Source organism: Nocardia sp. NPDC055002 (assembly GCF_053608825.1).
On the sequence record NZ_JBSGWE010000005.1, the window covers coordinates 252,185 to 267,375 of the forward strand.

Consider the following 15,191-nt stretch of genomic DNA (forward strand, 5'->3'; position numbering starts at 1 on the left):
GAAATGACTTCCGCGCCGCTGACCCGGGCCGCCGTGGCCGACATGATCGACCACACCCTGCTCGCGCCGGAAGCCACTCCGGCCGAGGTCGACTCGCTGGTCGTCGAGGCGCGCAAGTTGGGGGTGTACGCGATCTGCCTGTCGCCCTCGATGCTGCCGGTGCGTGCGCCGGGGCTGGTGGTGGCCACAGTGGCGGGTTTCCCGTCCGGCAAACACCATTCGCTGGTGAAGGGCGCCGAGGCGCGGCTGGCGGTGGATCAGGGCGCCGCCGAGGTGGACATGGTGATCGACGTGGGCGCCGCGCTGGCCGGTGATTTCAACGCCGTGCTCGCCGACATCATCACCGTGCGCGAGGCGACCAGGGATCGGGCCGTGCTCAAGGTGATCATCGAGTCGGCGGCGCTCACCGATGCGGCGATCGTGGGCGCGTGCCGGGCGGCCGAGCAGGCGGGCGCCGATTTCGTGAAGACCTCCACCGGTTTTCATCCCGCGGGCGGTGCGAGCGTGCACGCGGTGCGGTTGATGGCCGAGACCGTCGGCGGACGACTCGGGGTGAAGGCCAGCGGCGGAATCCGCACCGCCGCGGACGCCGCCGCGATGATCGAGGCCGGTGCTACGCGTCTCGGGTTGTCGAAATCGGCTGCGGTCCTCGACGGTTTTCCCGACTAGACGAGGTTGTCCCGAGTCGTCACCGCCGCGCACGATCAGCAGGTGAACCCGGACTGCTGAGCGGACGGGTCGCTCTCGAGTGCGGTCTTGCCGCCCGAAAGGTGCACGCTCACACCGTCGTCGGTGACCTTGACCTCCTGCGCGCGCAGGCCGAGCGGGTAGCTCTGCAAGCTCTGGGTGAAGGTCTCGACGATGTCCTGCACGAGGTCGGTGGGCAGCCCGATGCCGAGTATCTGCGCAGACTTCGTCTCCACCGTGACGTTGCCGTCGCGGACCATCGGCTGCACCTCCAGCTGGGCGAGGCCGCCGAGCACATCGAGAGTCAGCACTCCGGTGCTCGCCGAGGAGCTCACGCCGCTGACCATGGTGCCGAGGGTCTCGCGGATGCCGTCGTTGTTCCAGGTCACGTCGGCGGTCGAGCTGTCGATGGTGCCGCCGCCTCGGCCGCGGTCGACGAGCTCGATGTCGTTGAATTTCGCGTGCACCACCATCCCGACAGCGGGGCCGAACTGGTTGTCCTCGCTGTCGACGGTGATCGTGCCGACCTTGCCGTCCACATACGACAGCAGGATCGGGCGCGGGCCGAAGCCCACGTCGATGCTCGAGCCCATCTGTTGCTCGAACGCGCCGCTGATACAGCTCGAGATCTTGTGCCGGGCATAGGCTTCGGTTCCGCCGATGGCCGCGACGAGCAGAACGGCGACCACGGCCAACGCGATCACCAGAGAGCGCCGACCGATCCTGGGGCGAGGGGGCTTTTGTGTGGTCATGGCATCGGATTCTTCCCGATCTTTCTGTGTCCGCTCTGAGGACGTAGTGAAAGCCTTCACACAAAATGTGACCTGGCGCACGCAACCGGGCGTAATCTGGGTTGCATGACTGGCGAGGGCGCGCGCCGGGTGGCGGGGACAGCGGATCATCGATGGCGGGTGCTGCGGCGCCTCGCCGGGCGGCACGCGGGCTTCTTCACCACGCGTCAGGTGTTGCGTACCGGCTGCGAATCACAGGTCAGGGCGGCCCTGGGGGACGGGTCGGTGACCAGGGCCGGGGTCGGGATGATGCGGCTGGGCCAGTGGCGGGTGGGGCCGCTCGACGAGTACGCGATGTGGGCGGCGTGGTTCGACGGCGCGGCGGCGGTGTCGTACCAGAGTGCGGCGGAACTGCACGGGATCGGCAGGTTACAGCCCCGGTTTCTGCACCTGTCGGTGTCGGCGGGTCGCCCGCCGGTGACCCCACGGTTGGTGCTGACCCGGCGCAAGCTCTGCGCGGCGGACGTCGAGTCGGCAGGGCCGTTTCTGGTGACCACGCCGGTGCGCACGGTCCTGGATCTGGCCGAAACCGAGATCTCGCAGTCGGCGCTGGACGAGGTGGTGGCCGACGCGGTGGCGATCCACCGGTGCGATACCGACGAGATCTGGTGGGGTGGGCAGCAATTGGCGCCGCGGGCGTCGGCGCGGGTGCGACGGGCGTTAAGCCGGGTCTGACGGGGCGACCACGTCCCAGGGCACCGACAGCACGCAATCGCGCATTCGCCGTTTGTAGGTGTGGACCGGGAAACCGTTGGCGCGCAGCATCTCCGCCGCTGCACGCCAGCGGATGCGAGGGCCGTACGGCGCCATGGCCGCGGCACGCTCCCAGGCCCGGTCGGCGGCGGTGAGGAGCGTGTGCACGCGTTCGCCGGGAATGTTGCGGTGGATCAACGCTTTCGGCAGGCGCTCGGCGATGTCGGAGGGCTGGTCCACGGTGAACGGATCCCAGGCCAGCGTCAGGGAGAGGGGGCGGTGTCGGTCGAGCAGGACCCAGGCGCAGCGGCGGCCGAGTTCGTCGCAGGTGCCGTCGACGAGCAGTCCGTCGGGTGCCAGGTTGGACTGGATGCGCGACCACGCGTCGGGCACGGCGTCCTCGGGATATTGGCGCAGGACGTTGAACGCGCGGACCAGGGTCGGTCGCAGGCCCGCCAGCTCGAAGCCGCCTCGGGCGAACCGGACGCCGTCGCGGGGTGCTACGACGCGGGCCGGGTCGATCTCCAGGCCGACCACCTCGAGGTCGGAGCGGACGGTGCGCAGCCGGGCGGCCAGTTCGAAGGTGGTCCACGGTGCGGCGCCGTAGCCGAGGTCGACGACCAAGGGGTTGGAGGATTCACGCAGTGTCGTGCTGACGAGTTCGTCGTTGACGAGCCAGCGGTCACTGCGGCGCAAACGGTTGACGCCGGTGGTGCCGCGGGTGATGGTGCCGACCGGCGGGAGGGCCTTGCGGCTGGGGGCCACGGGCGTCGAGGCTCTCCGGTGCGTCAGACCGACTTGTCGGCGGTCTGATTGTCCAGGTAGCGCAGGGTCTCTTCCTGCTCGGCGCGGAACAGGTCCACCAGGTTCACCAGCATCAACTGCTCCAGGCGCGGGCCGACCATGGGGATGAAGACCTTGGCGGTGGGGGAGAAGCGCATGGTAGCGCCGGTGTCGGTGGGGAACAGGCGGATGGTGCCGGTCAGGCTGCCGGGGCCGGCCGGAATCGAGGCGGAGAACTTGCCCTCGGTCTCGTCGTGGGCGAACGGGCCCCAGCTCTCCTTGCGGGTGATCACCATGTCCTTGCGCATCACGGTCTGGGCGATCTCGGGGAGCATCTCGCGGGGCAGGGTGTGGTGCAGGACCACGTCGATGCCGTCGTCGGTGACGTCGAGGCTCACCACTTCGTTGTTGGGCGCGTACTTGCGCATTTCGGCGACGCGGGCTTCCCAGTAGTCCCTGCTCTGGAGCGCTGCGTACAGCTCTTCGGTGGTGTGCAGGGGGTAGCGAGCCGAGTAGTCCAGTCTGCGTGCCATGGCAGAACACGTTACGTGGTTGGGGTGCGGGCGGAGGGAAGAGGTGGGTTGTCTGTGCTCGGTCCTATAAATCGATGCCGACGGTTACCGGTTCCGGCTCCAGCGTCACGCCGAACCTTTCCTGGACGCCCGCGCGCACGGTGCGGGCCAGGGCGACGATGTCGGACGCGGTCGCGGTGCCACGGTTGGTCAGGGCCAGGGTGTGCTTGGTCGACAGGCGCGCGGCGGCGCTGTCGCCGGGGAAGCCCTTCGCGAAACCGGCGCGTTCGATGAGCCAGCCCGCCGAGAGCTTGGTGCCGTCGGGTGCGGGATAGGTGGGCACCTTGACGTCGTCGCCGACGTGCGCGGCGATCGCGGCCAGTACCCGCGGCAGCTGCTCCTCGGTGACGACCGGGTTGGTGAAGAACGAACCGGCGCTCCAGGTGTCGTGGTCGGCCGGGTCGAGGACCATGCCCTTGCCCGCCCGCAGGCGCAGCACTTCGGCGCGCACCTGCTCGACCGGGCGGGTCTCGCCGTCGCCCGCGCCGAGCACCTTCGCCAGCTCGCCGTAGCGCAGCGGCGCGCTCATCCCGCTCGGATCCAGGGCGAATTCCACCGCGAGCACCACCGCGTCGTCGCTGTGCTTGAGCACGCTGGTCCGGTAGCCGAAGCCCAGTTCGGCGGGTTCGGCCCAGCGCACGTCCCCGGTCGTGCGATCGAGCAGGCGCACCCGGCGCAGCAGCGACGCCACCTCCACGCCGTACGCGCCGACGTTCTGCACCGGTGTCGCACCGGCCGAACCCGGAATCCCGGACAGGCACTCCAGCCCGCCCAGCCCGGCCGCGACGGTCGCCGCGACGACCTCGTCCCAGTTCGCGCCCGCCTCGGCCACCACGTTGTCGGTTCCCAGCTCGACGCCGGTCGTGCCGACCAGCACGACCACGCCGTCGAAGCCCGCGTCGTCGATGAGCAGGTTCGACCCGCCCGCCACCAGCAGCACCGCGATACCGGCCGCGTCCAGGGCCTTCACCGTGGCCACCAGGGCCTCGGTGCTCGCGCATTCGGCGAGCAGCGCGGGCCCGCCGACCCGCAAGGTCGTCAATTCGGACAAACGCACCGAATCGCGGACCTTCGCGCCGGTATCGGCAAGCAGGTCACGCAGCTGATCGGAGGACACCACCCGTGTTGTACGCACGTCCGCAGACGGTACCGTGTCGAGCATGGCTACACCTCTGGCGTTCACTGCCGGCTACACGCATTCCGTCGATGCGGTGCGCGCCGCGTACTCCGACGAGCAGTACTGGAAGGCCCGGATCGCCGAGGTCGGCGGGCCCGGTGCCCGGCTCGACGCCTTCGCCGTGGACGGCGACCAGGTCCGCGTCCAGATGGTGCAGTCCATCCCCGCCGACCAGCTCCCGCCCGCCATCACCGCTGTGCGCCCCGGCGACCTGATCATTCCGCGCACCGAGACCTACACCGGCACCGGCGGCATCTTCGAGGCCCACGTCGACGGCGCCCCCGCCGTGGTCCGCGGCACGGTGACCATGGCACCCGACGGCGGCACCGGCTCCACCACCGCCATCAACGGCACCATCGAGGTGAAGATCCCGCTGTTCGGCGGCAAGATCGAGGCGGCCATCTCCGAGCGCCTGATCGAACTCCTCGGCAACGAGGCCACCTTCACCGAGGAATGGCTCAACCGGTAGTAGCGGTCTCGGTGAGACCGCGCTCACGGGGTGTGGGTCGGTAGCTCGGCGTACATTCGATGCGTGAGCAAACATTCGGTAACCGATCTGTTGCGCGCGCGGGTCACCGCGCGGCGTAATTCGTCGGCGCACAGGCGTGAAGTGGGCGTTCAGGGCGGGCGATCCGTGGTTGCGGTGATCGTGCTGGCGGTGCTCGTCGTGCTCACCGGGTGCACCGTCGACCGGCAGGGCGAGGCCGCCGAGGCGGCTCCGGTGGCGCAGGTCACCATCGCGCCCACCCCCGGAGCCACCGATGTGGATCCGGTCGCGCCCGTGTCGGTGACGGTCGCGCACGGCACGATCGACCAGATCGCCCTCACCAATGCCGGCGGCAAGCAGATCACCGGTCAGCTCAGCCCCGACCGCACCACCTACAAGGTCTCCGAACCGCTCGGCTACGGCGCCACCTACACCTGGGCCGGTACGGCCATCGGCGCCGACGCGAAACCGATCCCGATCGACGCCACCTTCACCACGATCAGCCCCCAGTCGACCATCCCGGCCACGATCAACATCGGCGACGGCCAGGAGGTCGGGATCGCGGCGCCGATCATCCTGAAGTTCGCGGGGCCGGTCACGAACAAGGCGGCCGTGGAGAAGGCCCTCACCGTCACCACCGACCAGGGCACCGAAGGATCATGGGCCTGGCTGCCCGACGACGGCGGCTCGCGGGTGCACTGGCGTCCGAAGGACTACTGGACCCCCGGTACCACCGTGCACGTCGCCGCGAAGCTCTACGGCGTCGACCTCGGCGGCGGCGCCTACGGCGACTCCGATGTCACCTCCGACTTCACCATCGGCCGCAGTCAGATCGTCATCGCGAACGCGCCGAGTCACCGCATGCAGGTGGTGCGCGACGGCGCCACGATCTTCGACTTCGCGGTGTCCTACGGCGAAGGCAACGAGCCGCGCAACGTGACCCGCTCGGGCGTGCACATCGTCACCGAGAAGTACGAGGACTTCATGATGTCGAATCCGCCGTACTACACCAATGTTCGTGAACGCTGGGCCGTCCGTATCTCCAACAACGGCGAATTCATCCACGCCAACCCCGAATCCCTCTCGGCGCAGGGTTCCTCGAACGTCACCAACGGCTGCATCAACCTCTCACCCGGTGACGCCCAGGCCTACTTCCCGACCGCCCTCTACGGCGACCCGGTGGAGGTGACCGGCACCTCGATCGAGCTGTCCCAGGCCGACGGCGACGTCTACGACTGGGCCCTCGATTGGCCGACATGGAAGTCCATGTCCGCCTTGCCCGCCGAATAATCCCGCACCTGCGCCGTCGTGCCGCGGTGGTTCGAACGCCACGGCACGACGGCTCGCCGGCCCCTAGCGTCGGGGCAGGAGCAGCGCTGGGACGAGCGCCAGCGCGATCATGACGGGCGCGATCAGATAGGTGTGCTGGAACGCGTCGGCCAGGGCGGGAGCGAGTTCGGCCCGCTGGTCCGCCGTCATGGCGTGGAGCGCCTGGAGGCCACCCGTCACCGGGAGCAGCGCGCCCAACGTCACCGAGGCCACCGCGGTCCCGATCGCCATCGACGTGGTGCTGATCATGTTCAGCACCGTCGAACCGGCGGGCTGCTGCTCGCGGCTCAGCGGCCGGGTCGCCGTGGTCATCACCGGCATCAGGGTCCCGCCGCCGCCCGCGCCCATCAGCACCATCGTCAGGCACAGCGCCCAGTACGGCGCGTCCGCGTCGAGCTGGATCACGAACAGCACGAAACCGGTGAGCGCCACCGTGATCGACGCGGGCAGGTACCGGCCGGGCGGAATCCGGTCGATCAGCCTGCCCGCCACCTGCATGGTCGCACCCGATGCCAGGGCGAACGGAATCCCCAAAGCGCCTGCCACCAGTGCTGACTCACCGCGCACCACCTGGAAGTACAACGGCAGCAGCAGCATCGAACCGAAGTAGCCGCCGGCGAACACCGCCAGCAGCACCGCGGAGGTGCCGGTGATCCGGTTGCCGAGCACGCGCAGATCCAGCAGTGGCACCGAGGTGGTCAGCGAACGGCGCACGAACGCGGCGATCAGGCCGACCCCCACCAGCAGCGGCACCAGCACCGCGGGCGTGGCGAATCCGGCACTCTCGCCCGCGGCGGTGACGCCGTAGATGACCAGCGCCAACCCGGGCGACATCAGCAGCAGTCCACGGATGTCGAGCGCCCGCGGCGGTTCCGGGGCGTCGTCGGGCACCACCCGCACCGCCAGCAGTAACACCAGCGCGCCCAGCGGCAGATTGATGAAGAACATCCACCGCCACGACACCTCGTCGATCAGATATCCGCCGATCACCGGGCCCAGCAGGGGGCCGACCAGAATGGCCAGCCCGAGCGTGCTCATCAACTGCCCGAGGCGGTCGGGCCCGGCCGCGCGCAGCAGGATCGTCATGGCCACCGGCATCAACAGCCCGCCGCTGGCGCCCTGAATCAATCGGAAAGCGATGAGCGACTCGATGTTCCACGACAGCCCGGCCAGCACCGAGCCGACCACGAACGCGCTGATCGCCGTCAGATACAGCCGCTTGGCGCCGAATCGGCCGACCAGCCACGCCGAGGTCGGCACCACGGCGCCGAGGGCGAGCGAGTAGCCCGTGGCGACCCACTGGATCGTGCTCAGGCCCGCGTGGAACTCCATCGACAACTTGTTGATGGCGACGTTCACGATGGTCTGATCGAGCGTGGCCATGATCATGCCGACCACCAGGACCAGGGCGATCCGCATCGGAGCCCGGCTGGTGGCCGGTTCGGCGGTGGTGATCACGGCGCTCACTTCCCGTACGGCTGGGCGAGGCGGGCGGTGCGCAGGGCCTCGCCCCACCAGGTGAGCTGGTCGAGCATGGTCGCCGCGGCGGCGTCGGCATCGTTCGGCGCGGACAGCTCGCCCGCGTCGTCGAATCGGCCCCACGGATTCGGGAAGCAGACCGAGTCGCGCACGGTGACGGCGTGGAGTTCGGCGAAGACCGGGCGCAGGTGTTCCACGGCGCGTAGTCCGCCGGAAATGCCGCCGTAGGAGACGAAGCCGACCGGCTTGGCCTGCCATTCGGCGTGGTGGATGTCGATCAGGTTCTTCAGCGTGCCGGGGTAGCTGTGGTTGTACTCGGGTGTCACCACGACGAACGCGTCGGCGCGCGAGAGCTTTTCGGTGGCTTCGGCGACGGAAGGGTGGTCGGTGGCGGCGCCGAACGCGTGTGGCAGTTCGATGCCGGCGGTGTCGACGATGTCGACGGTGACGGCGTCGCGCAGGGCCGCTTGCCGGACGAACCAGCTCGCGATCGTCGGACCGAAGCGCCCCTCCCTGGTACTGCCGATGACGACCGCGAGCCGCAGCGGGCTGATTGCGGTTCGGGCGTGGTCAACCGTGGCGCTCATGACGTTCCTCTTCGTCGGTGACGGCCCCTCGGCCGCCGCTGCGCTCTACCGTCCTACCTCAACGGTCGTTGAGGTCAAGCCGGAAAAGATTTCGGTGGTCCGGGAATACTTTTCGGCTTATGCTGCTTATTGCGTTCATACGCAGATAAGCAGCCTTGAAAGGGCAGGCATCATGAGCACCTCACTGTTCGCGCACCGCGACTACCGATTGCTGTTCACCGCCCAGGTCGCGGCCCTGTTCGGCACCGGACTCACCACCGTCGCCCTCGGCCTGCTCGCCTACGAACTGGCAGGCGGCAACGCGGCCATCGTGCTCAGCACCGCGCTGACGCTGAAGATGGTCGCCTACGTCACCGTCGCGCCGATCGCGGGCGCCTACGCCGGCCGGCTGCCGCGCAGGCAATTCCTGATGGCGCTCAACGGTGTGCGCGGCGCGATCGTGCTCGCCCTGCCCTTCGTCGACCAGATCTGGCAGATCTACGTGCTCATCACGCTGCTGCAGATCGCCTCGGCCGCCTACACCCCCACCTACCAGGCGGTTCTGCCCGACATCCTGCCCGACGAACGCGACTACACGAAGGCGCTGTCGGCCGCCCAGCTCGCGGCGACGATGGAAACGCTGCTCAGCCCGATGCTGGCGGCGCTGGCCCTGAGCCTGATCAGCTTCCACTGGCTGTTCGTCGGCACCGGCCTCGGCTTCGCGGTGTCGGTCGCCCTGGTAACGGCCGCGCGCATCCCGAACGCGGCGGTCGGTGACGGCGCGATCGCCGAGCGGCTCGCCGCCGGGCTGCGGCTGTTCGCGGCGACGCCGCGACTGCGTGGACTGCTCGGATTGAACCTGGTGGTCGCCGCGGCGGGCTCGGTGGTGATGGTCAACACCGTGAACTACGCGCGGGATGTGCTGGGCGGCGACCAGTCCGGCGTCGCGCTGCTGCTCGCGGCGAACGGTCTCGGCACGATGTTCATCGCGCTCACCCTGCCCAAGATCCTCGACCGCCGCGGTGAACGCCCGGTCATGCTCACCGGGGCGGCGGTGCTGCTCACCGGCCTGACCGCTGCGCTCGTTCTCTCGACCCTGCCGACGGGTGAGTGGCACTGGCCCGCCGCCCTCACCACCTGGGCCACCATCGGCGCCGGCACCGCCCTGATCCTCACCCCCACGGGCCGCGTCCTGCGCCGCTCCGCCCGACCGGAAGACCGTCCCGCCCTCTTCGCCGGCCAGTTCTCCCTGTCCCACCTCGCCTGGCTGATCACCTATCCGATCACCGGCTGGCTGGCCACCACCGCCGGCTTCACGGCTACCTGGGCGACCCTGGCCGTCATCGCCGGCATCGGCACCGTCGCGGCGATCCGGCTGTGGCCCCGCAACGACCCGGCCGAGATCACCCATATCCACGAACTCGGCTCGGTCGACCCGGCGATCCTGGCCGACGCGATTCAGGTCGGCCCCCGGCACGTCCAGCACACCCACCCCTACGTGATCGACCCCGACCACCCGCGCTGGCCTGTCAAGACCCTGGCTTACGCCTGAACCCGACCGGAAACGAACGACCCCCCGACTCGACGGTCGGGGGGTCGTTCGCGTCCGGTGGGCCGGACGGGGGAATCGGAGGCGACTACGCCTCGACGGACTCGCTGGCGCGTTCCTTGCTCAGCGCGACGGCCTGGTCGGTGCTCAGGCCCTGCTGCTTGGCCAGCAGGTCGCGGATCTCGATGAGCAGTTCGGTCTCGGTGGGCTCGGCGTCCTTGGTGGTGCCGAACTTGTTCTTCAGCGACTTCATCGGGAGCATCAGCACGAAGTACAGCACCGCGGCGACCATGAAGAAGTCGATGAACGCGGTGATGATCGGGCCGAGCGCGATGAACGTCGCCGGCTTGTCGGCGATCAGCTGGACGCCGAGGCCCAGTTCGTTGGTCGAGCCGAACACCGCGAGCAGCGGATTGATGAGTCCCTTGCTGAACGAGGTGACCACCGCGGTGAACGCGGTACCCATCACGACCGCGACCGCGAGGTCGATGACGTTCCCGCGCATCAGGAAATCTTTGAACCCACTGAAAACAGACTTCATACCGAGCATCGAACTTCTACTCCTAGGGGCTGGCTAACGGCAAACGGCGATGTTAATGCCAGTTCGAGTATCGCGGCGAATTCGCAGCAACGATCGAACCGCCCGCTCCCAGTATCAATTCCCACGCCCACTCTCGCCACTCGAACGGCTGTCGCGCCGGATTCGCCTGTCCCGCGCGCGGATTGACCGCCCGGCTCGTCGCGTCGTGCGACGGGCTGGGCGGCGAACCCGACGAGTGCAGGTGTCGAGTCTCACGTTTGAGGGGAGTAGGTGGTGCCGAACTGGGGAAACGTACTCAGGAGCGGCGGGCGAAGGAGCCGGGGCCCGCTTGGTCTCGGGGTTTGACGACGATGGTGTCGAGGTTGACGTGGGGAGGGCGGGTGGCCACGAAGCCGACGATTTCGGCGATGTCCTGGGCGTGCAGGGGATCGATGCCCTCGTAGACCTTGGCGGCGCGGTCGGCGTCGCCGTCGAAGCGGACCAGGGAGAACTCGGTTTCCACGGCGCCGGGGGCGATCTCGGTGAGGCGGACCGGCTTGCCGAGCAGCTCACCGCGCAGGGTGCGGTGGGCGACAGCCTGGGCGTGCTTGGCGGAGGTGTAACCGGAGCCGTTGTCGTAGGTGTGCAGGGCGGCGATGGAGGTGATGGTGACGATCAGGCCGTCGCCGGACGCGATGAGCTTGGGGAGCAGCGCCTTGGTGACGCGCAGGGTGCCCACGACGTTGGTTTCCCACATCCAGCGCCAGTCGTCGAGGTCGGCGTCGATGACCGCGGCCATGCCCTTCGCGCCGCCGGCGTTGTTGACCAGCACGTCGACGTGGTCGATGGCGTCGGTGAACGCGCGCACCGATTCCTCGGAGGTGACGTCGAGTTCGATGGCGGTGCCGCCGATCTCCTCGGCGAGGCGCTGCACGCGGTCGAACCGGCGGGCACCGACGTAGACGTGATAACCCTGCTTCGCCAGTTCCCGGGCGGTGGCTTCACCGATTCCCGAGCTGGCCCCGGTGACGACAGCGGTGCGAATGCTCATGTTTGCCGATCTTATTCGCCCAGGATTCCCGGCCGCCATGGCTCCGATCACGGTGATGTCAGGCGTTCGCCGCGGCCGTGCGCGGCTGGGGAATCCTTCGTGACCGCGCCGATTAACCTGTCGGTATGGCTATTCGCGATGCTGTCAGTGCCGATGGAACGAGGATCGTCTACCGGGTGATCGGTACCGGTAGGCCGCTGGTGCTGCTGCACGGGTGGGCCGGGAATCTGCGGTGCTGGGGGGCGGCCGCGGACGAGCTGGCCGAGCGCTATCGGGTGATCGCGGTCGATCTGCGCGGACACGGGTACTCCGACGACCCCGGCGCCGGTTACGACGACCCCAAGGCGTGGGCGGGCGATGTGGCCGCGGTGCTGGCCGCCGAGGGTGTCGACGCCGGTGCGGTGCTGCTGGGCTGGTCCTATGGCGGGATCGTCGCCACCGACTACCTCGCTACCTACGGCACCTCGGCTGTCGCCGGTGTCGTCTACTGCGGCGCGCCCGCCCATATCGGGCGCGATGTGCCCGGTGCGGCACCGGGGCCGTCGATGGAGAAGGCGATTCCGGGCGTGTTCGACGAGGCCGCCGGGCGGGCGGTGCGGGCGTTCTCGGTGTTCGGCAACGCCAATACCGGGCCCGGCGCGGACAAGGGCGTCGACGCGCAGCGGTTGTTCGGCGGCAGTCTGGCGACCCCGCCCTCGGTGCGCAAGGCGCTGTTCTACCGCACGATCGACAACACCGAAACCCTGCGCGCCCTGGATGTTCCAGTTCTGGTGCTGCACGGCACCGATGACCCGGTGGTCCCGGCGGCCAATGGTCAGTACATCCTCGACAATGCCCCTGACGCTCGCGGTTCCTTCTGGGAAGGCGCTCTGCACGGGCTGTTCATCGAGGACCGGCCACGCTTCCTCGCCGAGGTCAGCGCGTTTATCGACGCGCTGGAGTGAGCTCGGCGGGCCACGCCTGCTCTGAATCGACAATGTTTCAGAAACATGTCCGGGGCAGGTGAGGGCGACCTACTCTGAAGCTCGACGGCCATGTCCCACGGCCGGGCATGGAGGTGGCGCATGAGCGTCTTGACGCGATGTGTGCCGGCTCTCGTGGCAGTCATGGTGTGCGCCGCCCCGGTCGCCGGAGCGAGTCCGGCCACCGACGCCGCGCGGCTGATTTCCGTCGAGCCCGGTCCCGGCCGCGTCGTCGAGCTGGTGGTGCACTCCGCCGCCATGGCGAAACCGGTGACCGTCGCGGTGCTGCCCGCGGCCGACCGTTCGGCGACCGCGCCCGTCCTGTATCTGCTCAACGGCGTCGACGGCGGCGTCGGCCCGTCCGGTGACTGGCGCGACGGCGGCAACTGGCTCACCCGCACCGACGCCGACACCTTCTTCGCCGGCAAGCAGGTCACCATCGTGATGCCGATCGGCGGCGCGGGCAGCTACTACGCCGACTGGCAGGCCGACGACCCCGTCCTCGGCCGTCAGCGCTGGACCACCTTCCTCACTCGCGAGCTGCCCCGCGTCATCGACCGTGAGTTCCACGGCACCGGAGCCAATGCCGTTGCGGGCGTGTCGATGGCGGGCACCGCCGCCTTCCAGCTGGCGCTCGCCGCGCCCGCGCTGTACAAGGCGGTCGGTTCCTACAGCGGCTGCGTCTCCACCAGCGGTCCGCAGGGGCATGCCATCGTCAACACCGTCGTCTCCGGCCAGAACGGTGACCCTGTGAACATGTGGGGACAACCCGGCGACCCGCTCTGGGCCGCCAACGACCCCTTCCTGCACGCCGAGCGCCTGCGCGGCCTGGCGATCTACGTCTCCTCCGGTACCGGTCTTCCCGGTGTGCTCGACACTGTCGACGGGCCGGGGCTACACGGTGATTCGATGAAGCTCGTCGACCAGCTGATCATCGGCGGCGCGCTCGACGCGGTCACCGCGCTGTGCACCCAGCAGCTCGCCACCCGCTTCCACGACCTGGCCATCCCCGCCACAGTCGACCTGCGCCCCAACGGAACTCACTCCTGGGGCTACTGGCGCGAGGATCTTCGTCACTCCTGGCCGCTGTTCGCCGCGGCCCTGCGCGTCGGCTGAACGTTCCCGCGCGCCGGTCGCGGCGGCGGCCGGTACCGACGTGACCTGCCTGCGGTTTTCGGTGCGGACTTCACCGCCGATTCCGGTGATGCGAATAAGTTTGCAGACATGTTGCGTCATGTTTCGCAATTCGCGGCCTCGGATGAAAAGGTCCGGTCGGTCTATTCGCGCAGGCGATATCTGTCGGCGGGAGCGCCGGTCGTGCCGGGCGAGTCGGGCTCCTACGCAGGTAGAGTGATCGGCGTGATTGGTCTGCCGCGCTGATGTGATCGGCCTGTGATTGTTCTCGCTAACCAATCGGATCGAACGTCCAGAATTCAGGAAAATCTTCTGGGAATCGTCACAGACTTCCGCTGAATTCGTGTGTAGCGTTCTGGAATGTCGTTGGATCGTATGTGGAGAAGAGGATTCGGCGTCGAGATCGGAGTTCGATGATGTTTGGTCGGGCAGTGGGCGTACGGGTCGCAGTGGCCGTGCTGGGCTTGTTGGCCGGTGTCGTGGCCGGGGTGCCCGCGGGTGCCGAACCGGGGGCGGCACGTATCGAGGATCAGCGGGTCGAACCCGATCGCACCATCGATGTGGGCGTGTACTCACCGGCGATGGACATCGTCACCCGGGTGCGGGTGTTGCGGGCCGCGGATCCGAAAGCGCCCGCGCCGACGCTGTATCTACTCAACGGGGTCGGCGGAGGCGCCGACGGCAACTGGCTCGATCGCACCGATGTCGTCGAGTTCTTCAAGGACAAACAGGTCAATGTGGTGATCCCGTTCGGCGGGGCCGGAAGCTATTTCGCCGACTGGCGAACCGACGACCCGGTGCTCGGCAAGCAGCGCTGGACCACCTTCCTCACCAGGGAACTACCGCCCGTGATCGACGCGGAGTTCGGCGGCACCGGCGCCAACGCCATCGCGGGACTGTCGATGGCGGGCACCTCGGTGTTCCAGCTCGCGCTCGCCGAACCCGGCCTGTACCGGGCGATCGGGTCCTACAGCGGGTGCGTGCGCACGAGTGATCCACGCGGACAGGCGATCGTGCGGACGGTGGTGGGCAGCAGGCTCGGCAACGCGGCGAATATGTGGGGCCCACCCACCGATCCCGCGTGGTCGGCCAACGACCCCTACCTGCACGCGGAAGCGTTGCGCGGCACCGACGTCTACATCTCCTCCGGCACCGGCATTCCCGGGCCGTACGACACCATCACCGCCGCCCAGGGCGACCCGGCGCAGCTGACCATGCAGCTGCTGTTCGGCGCCGGGCTCGAAGCCGTCACGAATCTGTGCACCCAGCAGCTGCGCGATCGACTGCAGACACTCGGCATCCCCGCGACGGTGGACATGCGCCCCAACGGCACTCACTCGTGGGGCTACTGGGAGCAGGACATGCACAAATCGTGGCCCGTGTTCGAGGCGGCGCTGCACCGCGCGTGACG

The 15,191-nt window shown here is 68.7% G+C and carries 16 protein-coding genes; 8 read left to right on the top strand and 8 right to left on the bottom strand.

Annotation, left to right across the window (positions count from 1 at the left end):
• Positions 1 to 3: 3 nt before the first annotated feature.
• Positions 4 to 669: a deoxyribose-phosphate aldolase gene (gene deoC / locus ACWF99_RS22380; protein ID WP_378634061.1), complete on the top strand. Its 666-nt coding sequence runs from the start codon at positions 4 to 6 to the stop codon at positions 667 to 669.
• Between the two features lie 35 nt (positions 670 to 704).
• Here the strand turns inward: deoC and ACWF99_RS22385 are convergent, their stop codons facing one another.
• On the bottom strand, positions 705 to 1,439 hold the full coding sequence (locus ACWF99_RS22385; protein WP_378634064.1) for an LmeA family phospholipid-binding protein: 735 nt from the start codon (positions 1,437 to 1,439) through the stop codon (positions 705 to 707).
• A gap of 105 nt (positions 1,440 to 1,544) precedes the next feature.
• Here ACWF99_RS22385 and ACWF99_RS22390 point away from each other — a divergent pair, with 105 nt between their 5' ends.
• Positions 1,545 to 2,153, top strand: a complete 609-nt coding sequence (locus ACWF99_RS22390) for a hypothetical protein (RefSeq protein ID WP_358186434.1) — start codon at positions 1,545 to 1,547, stop codon at positions 2,151 to 2,153.
• On the opposite strand, the gene ACWF99_RS22395 is transcribed toward ACWF99_RS22390, so the two are convergent.
• The 3 genes from ACWF99_RS22395 to ACWF99_RS22405 all read right to left on the bottom strand — a co-directional run bounded on the left by ACWF99_RS22395 (position 2,139) and on the right by ACWF99_RS22405 (position 4,688).
• A complete protein-coding gene (locus ACWF99_RS22395; RefSeq protein WP_452537282.1) occupies positions 2,139 to 2,936 on the bottom strand; it encodes a class I SAM-dependent methyltransferase in 798 nt (265 codons plus the stop codon). The genes ACWF99_RS22390 and ACWF99_RS22395 overlap by 15 nt on opposite strands.
• A 23-nt stretch (positions 2,937 to 2,959) precedes the next feature.
• Positions 2,960 to 3,487: a DUF2505 domain-containing protein gene (locus ACWF99_RS22400; RefSeq protein WP_378634071.1), complete on the bottom strand. Its 528-nt coding sequence runs from the start codon at positions 3,485 to 3,487 to the stop codon at positions 2,960 to 2,962.
• Positions 3,488 to 3,551: 64 nt separating this feature from the next.
• Positions 3,552 to 4,688: a UDP-N-acetylmuramate dehydrogenase gene (locus tag ACWF99_RS22405; RefSeq protein WP_378634074.1), complete on the bottom strand. Its 1,137-nt coding sequence runs from the start codon at positions 4,686 to 4,688 to the stop codon at positions 3,552 to 3,554.
• Here ACWF99_RS22405 and ACWF99_RS22410 point away from each other — a divergent pair.
• Both ACWF99_RS22410 and ACWF99_RS22415 read left to right on the top strand, forming a co-directional pair.
• Complete coding sequence (locus tag ACWF99_RS22410; RefSeq protein ID WP_378634077.1) at positions 4,687 to 5,172, top strand: DUF2505 domain-containing protein; 486 nt, start codon at positions 4,687 to 4,689, stop codon at positions 5,170 to 5,172. The genes ACWF99_RS22405 and ACWF99_RS22410 overlap by 2 nt on opposite strands.
• Positions 5,173 to 5,337: 165 nt before the next feature.
• Positions 5,338 to 6,480, top strand: coding sequence for a L,D-transpeptidase (locus ACWF99_RS22415; protein WP_378634492.1), 1,143 nt, complete (start codon positions 5,338 to 5,340; stop codon positions 6,478 to 6,480).
• 63 nt (positions 6,481 to 6,543) lie between these two features.
• Here the strand turns inward: ACWF99_RS22415 and ACWF99_RS22420 are convergent, their stop codons facing one another.
• Both ACWF99_RS22420 and ACWF99_RS22425 read right to left on the bottom strand, forming a co-directional pair.
• Positions 6,544 to 7,986: a DHA2 family efflux MFS transporter permease subunit gene (locus ACWF99_RS22420; RefSeq protein WP_378634080.1), complete on the bottom strand. Its 1,443-nt coding sequence runs from the start codon at positions 7,984 to 7,986 to the stop codon at positions 6,544 to 6,546.
• On the bottom strand, positions 7,983 to 8,585 hold the full coding sequence (locus tag ACWF99_RS22425; RefSeq protein ID WP_378634082.1) for an NADPH-dependent FMN reductase: 603 nt from the start codon (positions 8,583 to 8,585) through the stop codon (positions 7,983 to 7,985). The genes ACWF99_RS22420 and ACWF99_RS22425 overlap by 4 nt, the downstream gene beginning before the upstream one ends.
• Before the next feature lie 172 nt (positions 8,586 to 8,757).
• Here ACWF99_RS22425 and ACWF99_RS22430 point away from each other — a divergent pair, with 172 nt between their 5' ends.
• Positions 8,758 to 10,116, top strand: coding sequence for an MFS transporter (locus ACWF99_RS22430; protein WP_452537283.1), 1,359 nt, complete (start codon positions 8,758 to 8,760; stop codon positions 10,114 to 10,116).
• An 85-nt stretch (positions 10,117 to 10,201) separates the two neighbouring features.
• On the opposite strand, the gene mscL is transcribed toward ACWF99_RS22430, so the two are convergent.
• Entirely contained in the window at positions 10,202 to 10,654 is a 453-nt protein-coding gene (mscL, locus tag ACWF99_RS22435; protein ID WP_378634088.1) for a large conductance mechanosensitive channel protein MscL, read from the bottom strand.
• A gap of 295 nt (positions 10,655 to 10,949) precedes the next feature.
• The gene (locus ACWF99_RS22440) at positions 10,950 to 11,684 is read right to left on the bottom strand and encodes an SDR family NAD(P)-dependent oxidoreductase (RefSeq protein WP_378634091.1); all 735 of its coding nucleotides are present in this window, start codon (positions 11,682 to 11,684) and stop codon (positions 10,950 to 10,952) included.
• 125 nt (positions 11,685 to 11,809) lie between these two features.
• Between ACWF99_RS22440 and ACWF99_RS22445 the strand changes: the two genes are divergently transcribed.
• From ACWF99_RS22445 to ACWF99_RS22455, 3 genes are all read left to right on the top strand, one after another.
• The gene (locus ACWF99_RS22445) at positions 11,810 to 12,628 is read left to right on the top strand and encodes an alpha/beta fold hydrolase (protein WP_452537284.1); all 819 of its coding nucleotides are present in this window, start codon (positions 11,810 to 11,812) and stop codon (positions 12,626 to 12,628) included.
• 120 nt (positions 12,629 to 12,748) lie between these two features.
• Positions 12,749 to 13,762 (top strand): alpha/beta hydrolase, encoded by a 1,014-nt coding sequence (locus ACWF99_RS22450; protein WP_378634097.1) that lies wholly within the window; start codon positions 12,749 to 12,751, stop codon positions 13,760 to 13,762.
• A 434-nt stretch (positions 13,763 to 14,196) separates the two neighbouring features.
• A complete protein-coding gene (locus tag ACWF99_RS22455; protein WP_452537362.1) occupies positions 14,197 to 15,189 on the top strand; it encodes an alpha/beta hydrolase in 993 nt (330 codons plus the stop codon).
• Positions 15,190 to 15,191: the final 2 nt, after the last annotated feature.